The sequence below is a fragment of the Faecalicatena contorta genome (assembly GCF_003149105.1).
Lineage (GTDB): Bacteria > Bacillota > Clostridia > Lachnospirales > Lachnospiraceae > Muricomes > Muricomes contortus_C.
Window position 1 is genome coordinate 66,680 of record NZ_QGDS01000013.1, and the last position, 17,666, is coordinate 84,345.

16 protein-coding genes are annotated in these 17,666 nt (G+C 41.5%); 14 read left to right on the forward strand and 2 right to left on the reverse strand.

Annotation, left to right across the window (positions count from 1 at the left end; translation table 11 throughout):
* Window positions 1-122: 122 nt before the first annotated feature.
* From A8805_RS17130 to A8805_RS17195, 14 genes are all read left to right on the forward strand, one after another.
* Window positions 123-833 carry a lantibiotic protection ABC transporter ATP-binding protein gene (locus tag A8805_RS17130; protein ID WP_109713405.1) on the forward strand — a complete coding sequence of 237 codons (711 nt, stop codon included), beginning with the start codon at window positions 123-125 and terminating at the stop codon, window positions 831-833.
* Window positions 827-1,603, forward strand: a complete 777-nt coding sequence (locus A8805_RS17135; RefSeq protein ID WP_109713407.1) for a lantibiotic immunity ABC transporter MutE/EpiE family permease subunit — start codon at window positions 827-829, stop codon at window positions 1,601-1,603. The genes A8805_RS17130 and A8805_RS17135 overlap by 7 nt, the downstream gene beginning before the upstream one ends.
* Entirely contained in the window at window positions 1,591-2,352 is a 762-nt protein-coding gene (locus A8805_RS17140) for a lantibiotic immunity ABC transporter MutG family permease subunit (protein WP_109713408.1), read from the forward strand. Before A8805_RS17135 ends, A8805_RS17140 begins: the two co-directional genes overlap by 13 nt.
* A 12-nt stretch (window positions 2,353-2,364) precedes the next feature.
* Window positions 2,365-3,024 carry a response regulator transcription factor gene (locus A8805_RS17145; RefSeq protein WP_109713411.1) on the forward strand — a complete coding sequence of 220 codons (660 nt, stop codon included), beginning with the start codon at window positions 2,365-2,367 and terminating at the stop codon, window positions 3,022-3,024.
* On the forward strand, window positions 3,015-4,379 hold the full coding sequence (locus A8805_RS17150; RefSeq protein WP_109713412.1) for a sensor histidine kinase: 1,365 nt from the start codon (window positions 3,015-3,017) through the stop codon (window positions 4,377-4,379). The genes A8805_RS17145 and A8805_RS17150 overlap by 10 nt, the downstream gene beginning before the upstream one ends.
* Window positions 4,380-4,396: 17 nt before the next feature.
* Entirely contained in the window at window positions 4,397-4,744 is a 348-nt protein-coding gene (locus tag A8805_RS17155) for an arsenate reductase family protein (protein ID WP_109713414.1), read from the forward strand.
* 357 nt (window positions 4,745-5,101) lie between these two features.
* Window positions 5,102-6,316, forward strand: a complete 1,215-nt coding sequence (gene mef(A) / locus A8805_RS17160; protein ID WP_109713416.1) for a macrolide efflux MFS transporter Mef(A) — start codon at window positions 5,102-5,104, stop codon at window positions 6,314-6,316.
* A gap of 216 nt (window positions 6,317-6,532) precedes the next feature.
* Window positions 6,533-8,023, forward strand: coding sequence for a DUF1538 domain-containing protein (locus tag A8805_RS17165; RefSeq protein ID WP_109713418.1), 1,491 nt, complete (start codon window positions 6,533-6,535; stop codon window positions 8,021-8,023).
* Window positions 8,016-8,684, forward strand: coding sequence for a P-II family nitrogen regulator (locus A8805_RS17170; RefSeq protein WP_109713420.1), 669 nt, complete (start codon window positions 8,016-8,018; stop codon window positions 8,682-8,684). The genes A8805_RS17165 and A8805_RS17170 overlap by 8 nt, the downstream gene beginning before the upstream one ends.
* 9 nt (window positions 8,685-8,693) lie before the next feature.
* Window positions 8,694-9,365, forward strand: a complete 672-nt coding sequence (locus tag A8805_RS17175; RefSeq protein WP_109713422.1) for a response regulator transcription factor — start codon at window positions 8,694-8,696, stop codon at window positions 9,363-9,365.
* Window positions 9,362-10,384 (forward strand): sensor histidine kinase, encoded by a 1,023-nt coding sequence (locus A8805_RS17180; RefSeq protein WP_109713424.1) that lies wholly within the window; start codon window positions 9,362-9,364, stop codon window positions 10,382-10,384. Before A8805_RS17175 ends, A8805_RS17180 begins: the two co-directional genes overlap by 4 nt.
* Window positions 10,385-10,495: 111 nt before the next feature.
* Window positions 10,496-12,127, forward strand: a complete 1,632-nt coding sequence (hcp, locus tag A8805_RS17185; protein ID WP_109713426.1) for a hydroxylamine reductase — start codon at window positions 10,496-10,498, stop codon at window positions 12,125-12,127.
* Between the two features lie 419 nt (window positions 12,128-12,546).
* Complete coding sequence (locus A8805_RS17190) at window positions 12,547-13,308, forward strand: ABC transporter ATP-binding protein (RefSeq protein WP_109713428.1); 762 nt, start codon at window positions 12,547-12,549, stop codon at window positions 13,306-13,308.
* A gap of 1 nt (window position 13,309) precedes the next feature.
* Window positions 13,310-15,301, forward strand: a complete 1,992-nt coding sequence (locus A8805_RS17195; RefSeq protein ID WP_181392890.1) for an FtsX-like permease family protein — start codon at window positions 13,310-13,312, stop codon at window positions 15,299-15,301.
* Between the two features lie 171 nt (window positions 15,302-15,472).
* On the opposite strand, the gene A8805_RS17200 is transcribed toward A8805_RS17195, so the two are convergent.
* A complete protein-coding gene (locus A8805_RS17200; protein ID WP_109713432.1) occupies window positions 15,473-17,089 on the reverse strand; it encodes an ABC1 kinase family protein in 1,617 nt (538 codons plus the stop codon).
* A gap of 14 nt (window positions 17,090-17,103) precedes the next feature.
* Complete coding sequence (locus tag A8805_RS17205) at window positions 17,104-17,493, reverse strand: phasin family protein (RefSeq protein ID WP_109713495.1); 390 nt, start codon at window positions 17,491-17,493, stop codon at window positions 17,104-17,106.
* Between the last annotated feature and the right edge of the window lie 173 nt (window positions 17,494-17,666).

Below are 17,666 nucleotides of genomic sequence, written 5' to 3' on the forward strand. Positions count from 1 at the left end.
AAGGGAAAATACGCAAGTAAAGTATCTATTTTCTCCACATTTTTTTCCTTCCTTATAAATTCCTTAGAATTACTTCCTATCATAAAAAAGTAAATAAAAGTATGTAAGCAGGAGGATGAGGTATGCAGGATTTGATATTAGAAACAAGAGGGCTATGTAAATCTTTTCACGGGCAGACAGTGCTGAACCATATTTCTCTAATGGTTCCCAGAGGCTGTGTTTACGGTCTGTTAGGTCCTAATGGAGCGGGAAAATCTACTTTGATGAAGATGTTTTCGGGTATGCTCCGGCCGGATGAGGGAGAGATTTTTTTCCAGGGGGAGAAATGGTCAAGACAGAACCTGGAGGAAACAGGGGTGTTGATTGAGCAGCCCCCTTTGTATGAAAACCTGACAGCAAGGGAGAACCTTGAAGTAAGAAGGCTGCTTTTAGGGATTCCGCCCAAACGCATTGATGAAGTATTGGAGATTGTAGATTTAAAGAATACCGGAAAGAAACGTGCAGGACAATTTTCTATGGGGATGAAACAAAGACTGGGGATTGCAGCGGCGCTTTTAAATCACCCCCAGCTTTTGATTTTGGATGAGCCTACAAATGGTCTGGATCCCTTTGGAATCCAGGAGCTTAGAGAGCTAATCCGGGGATTTGCTGAAGAGGGAATAACGGTGATTGTTTCCAGTCATATTTTAAGTGAGGTGGAGCAAATAGCAGATTATATTGGCATTATTTCGGAAGGGGTACTTGGATATCAGGGTGGAATGAAGCAGGGCAAAGCTTTGGAAGAACTTTTTACGGAGGTAGTGAAGAGGAACAGGAGGAATGAGGCATGTTAAAAGCATATATAAAATCAGAGGTTTTAAAAAATGCACATACAGTTTCAGCAAAGTTGTTCTGGCTGGTGCCTCTGGTCAGTATTGCAGTGGCTGTTTTGTTTTCAGGATGGGATTCCAGATATTATCAGATGAACCAGTACAATTGGTGGTACGTTTTATTTTATCCCATGCTGCTTCTTTTGAATACAGCTTTTACGGTTCAAAGAGAAGGTCGGATGAAGAACCGGGTGCTAAGCGCCTTGCCGGTGGACTTAAAGAAACTATGGGCGGCGAAAGTTGCATATATTGTGAAGGTGCTGCTGATAGCATCGGCTATCGTTTATTGTGCCTGGGAAATATTCAGCAGGCTATTTGCATCAGGCGGTGCCCGGGGAATTTCCAGCGAAGCCGGTTTTGAGGCTGCCCTGCTATGGGTGATTCTAAGTCTGTGGCAGATACCACTTTGGCTGTTCATCAATCAAATTTTTGGATTTGCGGTGGGGATTATTTTGGGACTGGCGTGTAATATCGGTCTGGGAGTTATAGGGGCCTTATATGACTGGTGGCTGCTGAACCCCTTTTCCTACATCAGCCGGGTGATGTGCCCGGTTGTTGGGGTATTGCCAAACGGGCTCCCGGCAGTACCGGGGAGCCAGACCTTCTTTGAAGGTGTCCTGGACCGCTCTGTGATACCGGCGGGGGTTGGAATGTCCCTGCTGTTGTTTCTCATTTCTTATGCGCTGACTGCCGGGTGGTATCAGAGAAAGGGGGATGCAGGATGGGAAAATTAGGTAGGTGCCTGACAGCCGAATTTCTGAAAATGCGCAGAACCTGGCTCCTGTGGATTCACTTTGTAATGCCTTTGACAGGAATTGTTGTGTTTCTTCTTTATTACCGCATTTCTGCCTGGAGTGACTGGGGAAAAATCTCAGGCTATATGGAAGTTTTATCCGCCGTCTCTCCCACACTTGCAGGAATCATCTGTGCCCTGGCGGCAGACCAGGAAAAGCAGGCGGGACATTTGCAGAATCTTCTTGGGGGGACAGAAAGCAGAATCCTTAATGTGGGGACAAAGCTGGGAATGTTGCTGCTGTGGAATCTGGCTGCTATGCTCCTGGCTGTGGCAGGATTTGGGGCGGGCTTTTGGCTCTGGGTTTCCGGATTAAGCCTGCCGGGAAGCTTTTACTTTGTTTTAACGGCGTTTTTGTGGCTGCCTCAGATTCTTTCTTACTGTTTTCATTTTTTTCTGGGACTGCGGTTTTCAAAAGGGGTTACAATTGGTGTGGGAATTGTAGAAAGTCTTTTGGCGTCACTTTTAATGACAGGTCTTGGGGAAGGCATCTGGCAGTATTTTCCCTGTGCCTGGGCAGGGCGTTTTACCAGGTACTATGTGTTGTATATCAATCAAAATATAAATGGTTTTCTCTTGACGGAACCGGTAAAAATGGGAATAATACTTATGGGAGTGTTCACTCTGGCAGGAATACTGCTGATATTTTCCTGGGTGCGCGTTTATGAAGGCAGCCAGGCGGAGGATTGAGGGGAAAGAATCATGGCGAAAATTCTGGCAGTAGATGATGATAATGCAATTTTAACATTAATTTGCCGTACACTGGAAAAGGACGGGCATATAGTAACGCCCTGCCAAAGTGCTGATGAAGTGAAAAAGTCATATTTAAGCTACTATGATTTGATTTTGCTGGATATTATGATGCCGGGAACAGATGGGATTGAATTTTGCCGTAATATCCGCAGCCAGGTGGATTGTCCGATTTTATTTCTGACAGCCAAAACAGAGGAGAGCAGTATTATGTATGGTCTTGGTTCCGGTGCCGATGATTATATCACCAAGCCTTTTGGAATCGGGGAACTGAGGGCGAGAGTGCAGGCTCATCTGCGCCGGGAAAAACGGGAGAAAACCCACGCGGTGCAGGTATCCGGGGTTAGGTTTGATTTAGCGGGAAAACAGGCCGAAGTGGAAGGCTCTTTGATATCATTGACAAAAAGTGAGTATGAAATCAGCGAGTATCTTGCTGTCAACCGCGGACAGGTATTTTCTAAGGAGCAGCTTTATGAGAAAATATTTGGATATGACAGGGAAGGTGATGTATCGGCAATTACGGAACACGTGAAAAATATACGTGCAAAGTTTGCAGGATGTGGACTGAATCCAATAGAAACAGTGTGGGGGATAGGATATAAGTGGAAGTAAAACAAAAAATAACATTACAATCTGTTTTTTGGCGTTTTCTTTTCTGGTTTTGTGCTATTGCCGGAGGGAATATTTTTATCTGTCTGGTGGTATTTTTGCTTCTTTCTTCAATGGGGATGGTATTACCGGCAAATTACGGAGAAAATATGCTGGAGGAGAACAGGGATAAGATTGAAAATGTCCGTATTGTGAGTGAAGAACTGATACCGGAGGGATGCCGTTATGGAGTTTTCAGCACAGATGGGGGGTTCCTTTATGGAAACATAGGATTGAAAATGCAAAAAGAGGTTTGGGAAGAGTATGAACAGGATGGCAGGGGAAACAGTCGTATAGGGTATTTGAAATATTTCCGGCGGGAAGGTGAAGTTTGTATTGCGGCATACCGTTTAAAGGCAGAGTTTACAAACCCGGTGCTTAAGAAGTGGCTGCCGGGGGCCCCTGAGACTTTTTTGATTCTGCTTTTGGTAATGTTTTTGATAGAGGTGGTTTTACTGATCCGGAGGTTTGGCCGTATCATTGGAAAAGAGTTGGAGACGGTGAAACTGGTGACTGAAAAAGTAAGGCTTCAGGATTTGGATTTTGAGAGGCCGGACACGAGAATCAGGGAAGTTGATGAGGTTATGGAGTCTTTGGCCGGGATGAGAGAGGCATTGGAATCTTCTTTAAAGAGCCAGTGGAAGATGGAAGAGATACGTAAACAGCAAATAAGGGCACTGGTACATGATATCAAGACCCCGCTGACTGTCATACGGGGAAATGCACAGCTTATGCAGGAGTCTGAATCGGCAGAGGAAAGCCGGGAATATGAAGATTATATTTTGCAGGAAACTGACAGGATAGAAGAATATATCAATACGCTTCAAAAGATGTTACAGTCAGAAGAGACTGTGCAGTTTCAGAGGGAAAAAGTGGATGTGAGACAGACGGCAGAAGCCTTTGCTGTCCGGGCAAAAATGCTGGCAGCAGGGAATCAGCAGAATCTGGATGTTGTAATTTTTTCCACTACAGCTTATATTAATAGTGACAGGCAGCTTCTCCTGAGAGCCTGGGAGAACCTGCTTTCCAATGCACTGGAATATACGCCGGCAGGAGGCGATATTTTAATTTCCATAAAAATGCAAGGCAAGAAGCTTGTGTTTATGATAGAAGACAGTGGACCTGGATTTACAGAGGAAGATATGTGCAGAGGAACGGAGCAGTTCTATCAGGGAGATAAAAGCAGGAATTCCCGGAGCCATTACGGTATGGGACTGTTTATGGTATCTTCGTTTATAAAGCAGCAGGGCGGGGACATGATATTGGGGAATTCCCCAAGGACAAAGGGTGCCCTCGTCCGACTGGAAATCAACATATAAGAAAGAGAGGAAAAGTGATGTTATTTATATGCTATCCAAAATGTACTACCTGTCAGAAGGCCAGGAAATGGTTGAATGCAAAGGGGATTCCTTATGAGGAGAGAGATATTAAGACACAAAATCCGAATAAAGAGGAATTAAAGGAGTGGTATCAGAAAAGCGGGCTGCCGCTGAAGCGTTTCTTCAACACCAGTGGAATGCTGTATAAAGAGCTTAAACTAAAAGACAGGCTTTCCGAAATGAGTGAGGAAGAGCAGCTTGAACTGCTTTCTACAGACGGAATGTTGGTAAAGCGGCCACTGGTAATAACGGACGAAGCTATACTTACCGGATTTAAGGAACAAGAGTGGGAAGAAAAATTGTAGAAGACAAAATTAATTTTTTATGATATTATTTCATTATAATTTAAGAAATTTGGGGGAAGTAAAATTATGACTGCTTCAATGCGTTTAAGATAAGCTGGTAATAAAAAGACAGAATGAATCTACGGTGGTAGACTTTTTTGTTGTGCTTATTTTTACAGTATTGAGCAATCCCTGTGATAAGACGTAGCCTCCCGGGCTATATCTTTCTTAGAGTTCTCGTATTGTATGCAGACCAAAGTCACATTGTGGATTTGGTCTGTATTTTTTATATAGCAGGAAACTGTGTTTTCTGTCTGTATGAAAATGTTTTGGTTAAACGGAAGGTTAGAGAGAAAATAGAAAGCAGGAGATAGAAAAATGGAAAAATATCATTGGAAACGTAAATTCTTTACAATATGGACAGGGCAGGCGGTATCTTTAATTACCAGTGCTGTCTTACAAATGGCAATTATTCTTTATATTACAGAAAGGACAGGCTCAGCTATGGTTCTATCCATAGCTTCCTTAGTTGGATTTCTACCCTATGCTCTTTTCGGGCCGTTCATAGGGGTACTTGTTGACCGTTATAACAGGAAGCTGATTATGATTAGTGCTGATTTAATCATTGCAGCAGCCGGTGCAATATTAGCAGTTGTTGCATCCTATATGGAGCTGCCGGTCTGGATGATTATGGTAGTACTTTTTATTCGAAGTATTAGTTCTGCATTTCATTCCCCCGCATTGAGTGCCATTACTCCACTTTTAGTGCCGGAAGAGAAGTTAACCAAATGTGCCGGTTACAGTCAGGCATTGCAATCTATCAGTTTCATTTTAAGCCCGATGGCAGCTGCACTTTTATATTCTGCCTGGGAATTAAACGCAATTATAGCGTTAGACGTGGCTGGTGCCGTGGTTGCCTGCATTACTTTAATATTCATCAAGATTCCTGAGCTTAATATAGAACCAAAAGATTTGGGGCATAATTTTATAAAAGAGATGAAAGACGGCTTTTTTATTTTAAAAGCAGACAAAGGATTATTTACCCTGCTGCTGATAGGCACTTTGTATATGTTTGTTTATATGCCGATTAATGCACTTTATCCGCTTATTACTATGGAATATTTCAGGGGAACACCTATCTATGTATCAATTACAGAAGTTGCTTATGCATCAGGCATGTTGGTGGGGGGAGTGCTGCTAGGTTTGTTGGGTGGATATAAAAAACGGGTGATACTAATAACGGTCTCTATTTTTATGATGGGTATTAGTTTAGCCGTCTCAGGATTGCTTCCCCGGAATGGTTTTGTTTTATTTACGGTATGCTGTCTGGTTATGGGACTATCCGTTCCTTTTTATGCAGGAGTACAGACATCTCTTTTTCAGGAAAAAATTAAACCTGAATTTTTAGGGCGTGTATTTTCCCTAACGGGAAGCATTATATCTCTGGCTATGCCTGTAGGTTTGATTTTGTCGGGCTTGTTTGCTGATAAGATAGGCGTAAATAACTGGTTTTTAATTTCCGGGATTTTAATTATTGGTATTGGCATAGCCTGCCCGCTTGTACCGGCTGTTAAAACACTAGATGAAAAGTAGCTGTGCGTTGACTGTTTTAAGCAGTTTGTGTAAAATATTTATAACAACATGGTTGAACGTGAGGGACAAGGAGGGGGTGGTTTTTAATGATTGAGAAATATTTCTTGTGAAAGATTTATTCAAAGATTATATTTGGAATAGAATTGCCGTTAAAAACTGACAAATACCTGTAGTAATAAGTATATTTGAAAACACATAAGAAAGGAAGATGCCCATTTGAGTGTAATTATATCTAAATTGAGAGAGGTTTTGTATTCTGTTTTACCGATTACGGCTATTGTAATCATACTAAATTTTACGCTGACACCTATTGATAATCTGGTCCTGATGAGATTCCTGATCGGTGCAGTCCTGATTATTATTGGATTGACTATATTTTTGTTTGGGGTTGATATAGGTATTACTCCCATTGGGAATACAATGGGAAGCGCAATGGTAAAGCCAAACAAGGTTTTAATAGTGGCAATTGCGGGGTTACTGCTTGGTTTCTTTATTTCGATTGCTGAGCCGGATCTCCATATACTGGCAGGACAAGTAGACGCGGTTACGTCAGGAGTGATTTCAAAAACGACGATTCTTGTCGTGGTATCCTTAGGTATTGCGATTATGTTATCTGTAGGTCTGAGCAGAATCGTTTATAATTTCCGGCTTCACAAGTTACTGACTATTTTATATGGCATTATTTTTATCTTTGCTATATTTACTTCTCCGGAATTTATGGCAATATCCTTTGATGCTTCCGGGGCGACAACCGGAGCATTGACGGTTCCATTTATTCTGGCTCTTGCAACAGGTGTCTCAAAGCTGAAAAAGGATAGCAAAGCTTCTGAGGAAGACAGCTTTGGTCTTGTTGCAATATCTTCTACAGGCGCAATTCTGGGTGTTATGATTATGAGTATCCTATCTAAAACAGATAAAATTACCGGCAGTCTTGAAAATGCCGGGACAGTATCATCATCAGTCATCTCACCATTTATTCATAAATTTCCTGCTATAGCAGGAGAAATAGCAATTGCGCTGGCTCCTATACTAATACTTTTTCTTGTATTTCAAAAGATCTCCTTTAAATTATCAAAGGCGGCAGTGAGAAAGATGTTATTTGGAATGTTGTTTACTTTCATTGGCCTGATTTTCTTCCTGGTAGGTGTAAATGCAGGTTTTATGGAAGTTGGGAGTATTGTAGGGTATCAACTGGCATCTATGGATAATCATGCATATGTTATTTTAGTAGGATTCATATTAGGTATGGTTACCATCCTTGCCGAGCCTGCCGTTTACGTATTAACTCACCAGATAGAGGATGTTACAAGCGGATATGTGAGAAGAAAGGTAGTTATGGTTTCGCTGGCCCTGGGAGTGGCTTTGGCGGTTGCATTATCTATCATAAGAATCTTGATTCCAGAAATACAATTGTGGCATTATCTATTGCCGGGGTATATCATTTCAGTAGCAATGTCATATTTTGTTCCTGAGTTGTTTGTAGGTATTGCATTCGATTCGGGCGGAGTTGCATCAGGACCAATGACTGCTACATTTATTTTGGCATTTGCACAAGGTGTGGCTGAATCCATAGAAGGTGCAAACGTTTTAGTAGATGGATTTGGAATTATTGCAATGGTTGCAATGACTCCGTTAATTGCATTGCAAATCTTAGGTTTTATCTTTAAAATAAAGTCTAAAAAGGGAGGAATGGATTATAATGGATGATAGATCCGGAGCATTTGACATTGAGTTAATATGTGTGATTGTAAATTTTGGTTTGGGCAGTAAGGTAATAAAATCAGCCAAACATCATGGGGTTTCCGGAGGGACAATCACATTGGGAATAGGATCTGTGCACAGCCGCATTTTGGATTTTATCGGACTTTCTGATATAAGAAAAGAGATTGTCTATATGGCTGCTGAGAAGGAAACTGCTTATGAGGCTTTGGAAGAGCTTAATAAAGAGTATCAATTTAACAAACCAAATCACGGAATTGCTTTTACAACATCTATTTGCGGTGTTTTGGGAACAAAGCGTATTATGTGTAAGCATAAAAAGGATGAAAGAGGTGCAGACAATATTATGTATCATATTATTACAGTGATTGTAGATAAAGGAAAAGCTGAAGACGTTATTACTGCAGCTACAGAAGCAGGGTCCAAAGGAGGCACTATTATTAATGCCCGTGGGTCGGGGGTTCATGAAACAAGCAAATTGTTTTCTATGGATATTGAGCCGGAGAAAGAAATTGTTATTATTCTGTCAGAGGCAGATAAAACAAATGAAATTGTCTCTTTGGTAGGAAAGAATTTGAAAATAGATGAACCAGGTAATGGTATTATTTATGTCCAGAATGCAAATAGAACCTATGGTATTTATAAATAGTGGTGCCTTATGTATAAAATTTTAATCATTGAAGATGATCAGACGATTGCAAAAACGATAGAGTCCCACTTGAGAAAGTGGGACATAGAAGCACGTTGTATTGAGGATTTTAAGAATGTCCAGGAAACGTTTATCTCATTTGAGCCCCAGCTTGTACTTCTGGATATTCTGCTTCCTTTTTATAACGGTTTTTATTGGTGCACCCAGATCCGGTCCGTATCAAAAGTACCAATTATATTTCTTTCCTCTGCCAGCGATAATATGAACATCGTAATGGCCATGAATATGGGCGGAGATGATTTTATTGAGAAGCCCTTTGATTTGAATGTACTGACTGCGAAGATTCAGGCATTGCTGCGAAGAACCTATTCATTCCAGGGTCAGCTTCATGTACTGGAGTATAAAGGGGTTATCCTGAATAGGAATGACGCGTCACTTATCTTCCAGGATAAGAAATTGGAATTAACGAAGAATGACTTTAAAATTCTTCAGCTTCTCATGGAAAATGCAGGAAAAATTGTCAAACGTGAGAGGATTATGGAGCATCTGTGGGAGAGCGATGAATTTATAGATGACAATACTTTGACTGTTAATATCACCAGGCTTCGCAGAAAGCTGGAGAGAATTGGGATTGACGGTTTTATTACAACAAAGAAAGGAATTGGATATCTGGTGGAATGAAGAGAAAATTAGGCTCTTATTTAAAATCGAGAGGCGGATACTTGATTTTGTATTTTCTTTTTATAGGAGTTTTCCGGTGTGTTCTGTATTTGTATGATGTCAGACAGGATGCACTGGATTATGCTGTCCTTTTGACGGCAGCTCTGTTAGTGGGAGCAGGAGGGATAGATTTTATTATTTACTGCCGTCATCTTGAACGGGTAGAGGAAGCCCTTAAAGCCTGCCCCTATGAACTTAGAGTGATGCCTCCTTCAGGCGAACTGGCAGAGCTGTTTTATCAGGAGAAGCTGCGGCAGTTGTTTCATTACAAAGAAGAATTGGAAACAGATACTAGAATCAGCAGGCAGGAAATGCTGGATTACTATAGTTTGTGGGCGCATCAGATTAAGACTCCCATTGCAGCTATGCAGCTTTTGCTTCAGTCATTTGATGAGGGCGGGATAGAAGAGGAGGGTGCTGGATTTATCCGTCCGATGAAAATGGAACTGTTCAAGACAGAGCAATATGTGGAAATGGTGCTTTCCTACCTGAGAATGGAGGATATGTCCTCTGATCTGACACTGCAGTGGTATGAAATTGACGATATTGTGCGCCAGGCTGTACGCAAATACTCTCAACTATTTATATTAAAGAAAATCCATCTTAATTATAAAAAATGTGAGGGAATGGTTCTTACTGATGAAAAATGGCTTCTGCTTGTTATAGAGCAGCTTTTGTCAAATGCCTTAAAATATACTCAAAAAGGCACAATTTCTATTTACATGGAACCAGGCAGGGAATGTTTGCTCGTGATAGAAGATACCGGGATAGGAATTCAAAATGAAGACCTACCGAGGATATTTGAAAAGGGATTTACAGGCTACAATGGCAGAAGAGATAAAAAATCTACGGGAATCGGACTTTACCTGTGCAAATCTGTATGTGCAAAACTAAACCATAGTATCAGTTTAAAGTCAGAGGTAGGAAAAGGAACAAAAGTAAGTTTAGATTTACACCGGAAACCATTGAGAATAGAATAGTAACAAAAACTTTTAATTATGTTGTTTTAACAACATAAAAAAGGCTCCAAATCACGTAGACTCTGTTTATGCAAAAGAAAATAATTGTAGAAATGAAAGGAGTTATTGAACATGGAGAATAAAATGTTTTGTTTTCAATGTCAGGAAACCGTTGGATGTACAGGATGTACGAAAGTCGGAGTCTGTGGAAAGACATCAAAGACTGCAAATCTGCAGGATTTATTGGTGTATGTATCACGTGGATTAAGCGAGATTACTACACAGCTTAGAAAAGAAGGAGCTGATGTTGCAAAAGATGTAAATACACTTGTGACAGAGAACTTATTTACTACAATCACCAATGCAAACTTTGATGATGAAGCAATTCTCAAAAGAATTGAGAAAACTGTTGATGTTATCAAGAGCCTGAGAGGTGAAGTGAAAGATCAGTCTGTCCTTACAGATTCTGCATTGTGGGACGGAAGCGGCGACTGGGAAGAGAAAGCATCTCAGGTAGGTGTTATGGTTACTGAGAATGAAGATATCCGCAGTTTGAGAGAGTTGGTTACATACGGATTGAAAGGCATGGCAGCTTATTTGTATCATGCAGAAGATCAGGGTCAGGTATTCCCTGAGATTGAAGCATTTTTACAGGAAGCCCTGGCAAAAACAAGAGACGACAGTCTGAGCGTAGATGAACTGATTGCTTTGACTCTGGAAACAGGAAAATTCGGTGTAGACGCTATGGCTGCTCTGGACAGCACTAACACAAGTGCTTATGGAAATCCTGAGATTACATCAGTACCTATCGGTGTTCGTAACAATCCTGGTATTTTGATTTCTGGGCATGACCTTCGTGACCTGGAGATGCTTCTGGATCAGACAGAAGGAACAGGCGTAGATGTATATACACATTCAGAAATGCTTCCGGCACATTACTATCCAGCATTTAAGAAATATTCTAATTTCGCAGGAAACTATGGAAATGCATGGTGGAAGCAAAAAGAAGAGTTTGAAACTTTCAACGGGCCGGTTCTGTTTACAACCAATTGTATCGTACCACCGAAAGACAGCTACAAAGACAGAATTTACACAACAGGTGCGTCAGGATTTGCTGGATGTACACATATTGTAGCAGATGAAAACGGACACAAAGATTTTAGCGCAATCATTGAGCACGCAAAGAAATGTCAGCCGCCGGTAGAAATTGAGAGCGGAGAAATCGTTGGTGGATTTGCACACAATCAGGTAATCGCACTGGCAGATAAAGTTGTAGATGCTGTAAAAGCAGGAGCTATCAAAAAGTTCGTTGTTATGGCAGGATGTGACGGAAGAGCAAAATCACGTGACTACTATGCTGATTTTGCAAAAGCATTGCCACAGGATGCAGTAATTCTTACAGCAGGATGTGCAAAATACAGATACAACAAGCTGAACCTTGGGGATATAGGTGGAATTCCGCGAGTACTGGATGCAGGACAGTGTAATGACTCCTACTCATTGGCAGTAATCGCGCTGAAATTAAAAGAAGTATTCGGATTAGACGATATCAATGACCTGCCAATTATTTACAATATTGCATGGTATGAGCAAAAAGCAGTTATCGTTCTGTTAGCCCTTCTGTATCTTGGCGTAAAGAACATCCATTTAGGACCAACATTGCCGGCATTCTTATCACCGAATGTAGCAAATGTACTGGTAGATACCTTTGGAATCGCAGGTATTACAACAGTAGAAGATGACATAAAATTATTCTTCGCATAGAGAGATTTAAAGAACGGACTTTGCAAAGCAGGGTCCGTTCTTTTTTTATGTAATAGGGAAGTGCTTTTCCTATTACATAAAAACCCTCCGGGGATCGCACTGCGGCGTCAAGGAAGATGTTGCTATCGCAACTCGCCCCAGGCGGAGAATCTCGCAAGCGAGATTCTTTCTTATATAATAGGAAACTGCGCGTTTCCTATTATATAAAAACCCTCCGGGGGATCGCACTGCGGCGTCAAGGAAGATGTTGCTATCGCAACTCGCCCTAGGCGGAGAATCTCGCAAGCGAGATTCTTTCTTACAAAATTGTAAGGATTTTTCCTGATTTTGAAAGCTAAGGTTATGGATTGACCCGGCATGAATGCATTATAATAAGTGTGCAGACAGAAAATAGGTAAAGATGAAAGGCGGAAAAACGGATGTCGTTATTAGATGTTAAAAATGTAAAAAAAATTTATACCACCAGGTTTGGCGCAAATCAGGTACAGGCTCTTGCAGATGTGACCTTTTCTGTGGAACCACAGGAATATGTGGCAATCATGGGGGAATCCGGGTCAGGAAAAACCACCTTATTGAATATACTCGCGTCACTGGATAAACCTACCGGAGGGAAGGTTCTTCTGAAAGGAAGAGATTTAAGTACGATAAAGGATAGGGAAATGGCAGCTTTTCGGAGGCAGAATCTGGGATTTGTATTTCAGGATTTCAATCTTCTGGATACCTTTTCCTTGGAGGATAATATCTATCTGCCTCTTGTCCTTGCAGGGAAAAAATATGAAGAAATGAATCAGAGGCTGCAGCCCATTGCTAAACAGCTTGAAATCACCGAATTGCTTAAGAAATTCCCATATGAAGTGTCCGGCGGGCAAAAACAAAGGGCCGCAGTTGCACGTGCACTGATTACCAGGCCCCAGTTGATTCTTGCAGATGAACCTACGGGGGCTCTTGATTCCAGAGCATCGGAGGAGTTAATGAATCTATTTACGAAAATGAATCAGGACGGGCAGACGATTCTTATGGTTACCCACAGCGTCAAAGCTGCCAGCAGTGCCAATCGAGTCCTGTTTATCAAAGATGGTCAGGTTTTCCACCAGATATACCGGGGGAATTTATCAAATGAAGAAATGTATCAGAAAATTTCCTCAGCACTGACTGTCCTGACAACAGGAGGTGAGAAATAAGATGTTTTATTTAAAACTTGCACTTACAAACCTCAAAAAGAACGGGAAGACCTATGTTCCCTATTTACTGACCTGTGTACTGACAGTTATGATGTTTTATGTCATGAGTGCGATTTCAAGAAATGAAGGTCTGGATCAGATGCCAGGGGCAGGCTCTATGAAAACAATTCTCGCATGGGCAGCAATAATTACTGGAATCTTTTCTGCGGTTTTTCTTTTTTACACAAACAGCTTTTTGGTAAAACAGAGGAAAAAGGAGTTTGGCTTATACCAGGTCCTTGGTATGGACAAAAGGAACCTGGCAAAAATGATGAAGTGGGAGACAATCCTGACTGTTATTTTTAGTCTAACAGCCGGATTGCTGGGAGGAGTACTGCTTGGCAGGCTTATGTTTTTGATTCTGCTGAAAATAATACATTTTCCAGTCTCTCTGAAATTTGCAGTGGAATCACAGGCCCTGATTCATACAGTGATTTTATTTTTGGCAATCTTTTTTGTAACACTGCTTTTTAATTTACTGCAGGTACAGACGGCAAATCCCATAGAGCTGCTTCATGGAGGGAATCAGGGAGAGAAAGAACCCAAAACCAAATGGCTGCTGACCCTGATAGGGGTGGTTACTCTGGGAATTGGATATTATATTGCCCAGACAACAGATGCTCCTCTGACAGCACTTACTAAATTTTTTATTGCTGTGATTTTGGTCATTATCGGTACCTACGCTTTATTTATGGCAGGAAGCATTGCATTTTTAAAAAATTTGAAAAAGAACAAAAAGTTTTACTATCAGACCAAACATTTTACTTCCGTGTCGGGCATGATTTACCGGATGAAACAGAATGCGGTGGGGCTTGCAAATATCTGTATTATGAGTACGATTGTACTGGTACTTATCTCAGTTTCCGTATCCCTTTATGCAGGGATGGAAGATATTATGGATACCCGTTTTCCCACTGATTTCAGGGCAGATATTTATAATACGGAGGAAGAAAACCTATCAAAGGTGGAATGGATTATAGAAGAAGAAATGCAAAAAGCCGGGATAGAATCCACTGACAGGATTTCATACAGGTCAGGCAGGCTTGCCGCTGTCTGGGATAAACAAGAGGAGAGACTGTTACTGGATCAAAGTAATACGGATGTATCTTATGTAACAGAAGATTTCCGTTCTGTAATGATGATTCCTCTCTCTGATTTCAATAAAATGGAAGACGAAAATATCACACTGGAGGAAGATCAGCTTTTGGTCTATATGCCGGGGGAGAAATTTGACTCTGATAAAATAATGCTCCAGGATAAAGAATACCAGGTTAAGCAGGTACTGGAAGAGATGAAAATAGAGAGAAACAATATGTCCTATGTGTTAAAGACAGTTTACCTGATTGTAGATGATACGGAACAAATCACACAGATGCTCGGTCAATATGGATTCAAGGGTGACAGTATCACATATTCGGATATGTTTAACCTAAAAGGGGATGAAAAAGCGGTTGAGTCAGCCATGCAGCATATGAAGGAACGTTTGGCAGGAGAAATGCAGGAATATACAGTAGAGTACAGGGCGGCTTATAGCCAGGAATTTTATGCCTTGTACGGAGGCTTTTTGTTTCTTGGAATTTTTGTCGGCGCCCTCTTTTTAATGGCAACGGTTCTGATTATTTATTATAAACAGATATCTGAAGGGTATGATGACCGGGGCCGGTATCAGATTATGCAGAAAGTTGGGATGAACCTCAAGGAGGTAAAGAGCTCCATCAGGAGTCAGGTGCTTACCGTCTTTTTCCTTCCGCTGGCGGCGGCAGTTATTCATGTGGCTGTGGCATTCAAAGTTGTGACAAAACTTTTGGCAGTATTAAATTTGGTAAATGTACATTTGTTTTTGATATGTACCATTGGAACAGTAGGCATATTTGCCATATTCTATGTAGTGATATTCTTAGTAACCTCCAGAGAATATTATAACATTATAAAAGATGGCTCCGCTTCTATATAGACGGCGATTAAATCGCCGTCTGCACCGAGCACGGTCGCTTTGCGGCAAAATACCACTTCGTGCGAGTGTGCATCCGCCGGAGGCAGTTATATATTCGGTGATGTTTAATCACCGAATATATAACTAAAGGCGGGGTAACATCTTTATCCCAGAGAATACTCTGGGTATGCCTCATTTTTTAGGGGTAAATAGAATACGGAGAATCAAGATAATCATCAATACACCTGATATGGAATATCCGAGAAAGCTTATCCAGGGTATGCCGAACCAAAGAGGAATCGTTGGGATATCTGCAATAAGGCCGGAACCGATAAACATTGCACCAGAGAGGAGACTCAGAATAAACCGGTTGGCTATTTTTGTGATACCCAAGCGGATTTCCTCAGAATCAGACACCTGCAGGTTGAGCTGCGCCTGCCCGTTTTTTGTGATGTTAAGCAGGTCTGAAAGCTGGACAGGAATATCCAGGGACTTGTCCAGAGAAGCATATAGTTGCCGTCCTTTACGGGTCAGCAGCTTCTTTGCATCCAAGTCTTTTAACAGAAGGGAAGACATATGAACAGAAAGTATTTCCAGGATGTTTACCTCAGGAGAACAGATGGCCAGTGTCCCTTCCATAGTAATCATACTGCGGCTGAGCAAAGTGATATCCGGGGTGATAGCGAGCCTGTGTTCTTTTACAAGGGAGAGCATTCTTTCCAGTAAATCCCCCAGCCTCATAGTGCCGAAATCTACGGACATGTACCTGCCTAAAATATCATCTATATCAGTATACAGCCGTGCGTGGTTTATTCTGTCCTGAGGCTCCCCAAATGCCAGCAGTACATTCTTTAGAGAATAGATATCATGCTCCAATATAGCTGTAATGGCATTTTTTAACAGCCTTTTACTGTGTTCCGTCAGCCGCCCTGTCATGCCAAGGTCCAGCCATGCAATCTGTCCTCCTGCAATCCAAAGATTACCAGGATGGGGGTCCGCATGGAAAAATCCATCTTCCAGTATTTGTTTACAGTAGTTTTCGGCCGCTTTTTGACCGATTTCAGTCATATCATATCCCAGTTCTTCCAGGCGTTTTACCTCATCAATCTGGATTCCATCCACATAATCCATTACGAGAAGCCTTGGGGTGGTCAGGTTATGAAATACCTTTGGACAGGTTACATAGGTAATATCTTTCTGATTTGTATAAAATAAATCCAGGTTTGCGGCTTCCTGAATGAAATCCACCTCTTCCTGTGTTGTTTTCCAAAGTTCATCCAGAATGGTTCTGAAATCGATTAAATCCTCCGTGCCCATTGCCAGCTTTAATATACCCACAGCTCTTTTCAGGAGAACAATATCATTCTGCATTATTTTCTTGATGGAGGGACGCTGGATTTTAATCACAACTTTTGTGCCATCCCTGAGAATGGCAGGATGAACCTGTGCAATGGATGCCGATCCAAGAGGAGTCTCATCAATCCATGAAAAGATATTTTCAGCAGTATCTTTTAGCTCCTCCTCAATAAGCGAGGATACGACAGAATAGGGGAGAGGCTTTACTTCAGTGCGCAGTTTTGTAAGCTCCCGGCAGTAAACTTCCGGGAGCATATCGGAGCGCATAGACATAATCTGTCCAAGCTTTACATAAGTAGGGCCTAAGTCCTCCAGTATTTCCCGGAGTTTGGCAGGGGTTATACCACGTGTAAGCCGGTGCCTTCTCAGAACCCCAAGAATCTCCTGCAACCTCTTTCGGGAAGCTGGGGATTTGGTATCATTTGGTGCCTGGGTTAGGTTTGCTTCATTCATAAATAATCCTGTAGTTAATGTTCTTCTGAGTCAGAGATGCCTTCCGGATTTTCGGCCGGGGTATCGGTGGAGCCGGGAACAGAAACTTCCTCTTCAGGCTCTTTGGCAGCAGCCTTTTCTACCTGGGCAATTTTTTCTTTCAGGGCTTCCAGTTCTTCAGGCTGCATATGATCCACTGCAGCCAGGGCATCCTTATATTCCCTTACCACAGTAACGGATACATGCTCTTTTACTTTTTCTCTTACATTCTGCTTGAGTTCTTCGTTAAGAACCTTTCCCTGCTCGACTGTAATCTCTCCTTTTTTAACCAAATTATCCACTACATCTTTTGCTGTCTCGGCTGTTGTGGCAACAGCGCCTACACCAGCGAGAAATATTTTTTTCAAACCTTCATTAAATTCCATAATCCTACCATCCTTTCTACTGCGCAGCAAATCATTCATGCGTACTTCTTAAACTGTTAATATTTAAGAATATTATACTTATTATACCACAAAACGGACGGATGACTTCTTAAAATTTTATAATCTTGCAGGATATGTCACGCATCTAAAAGAAGTAAGTATGAGATATTGTT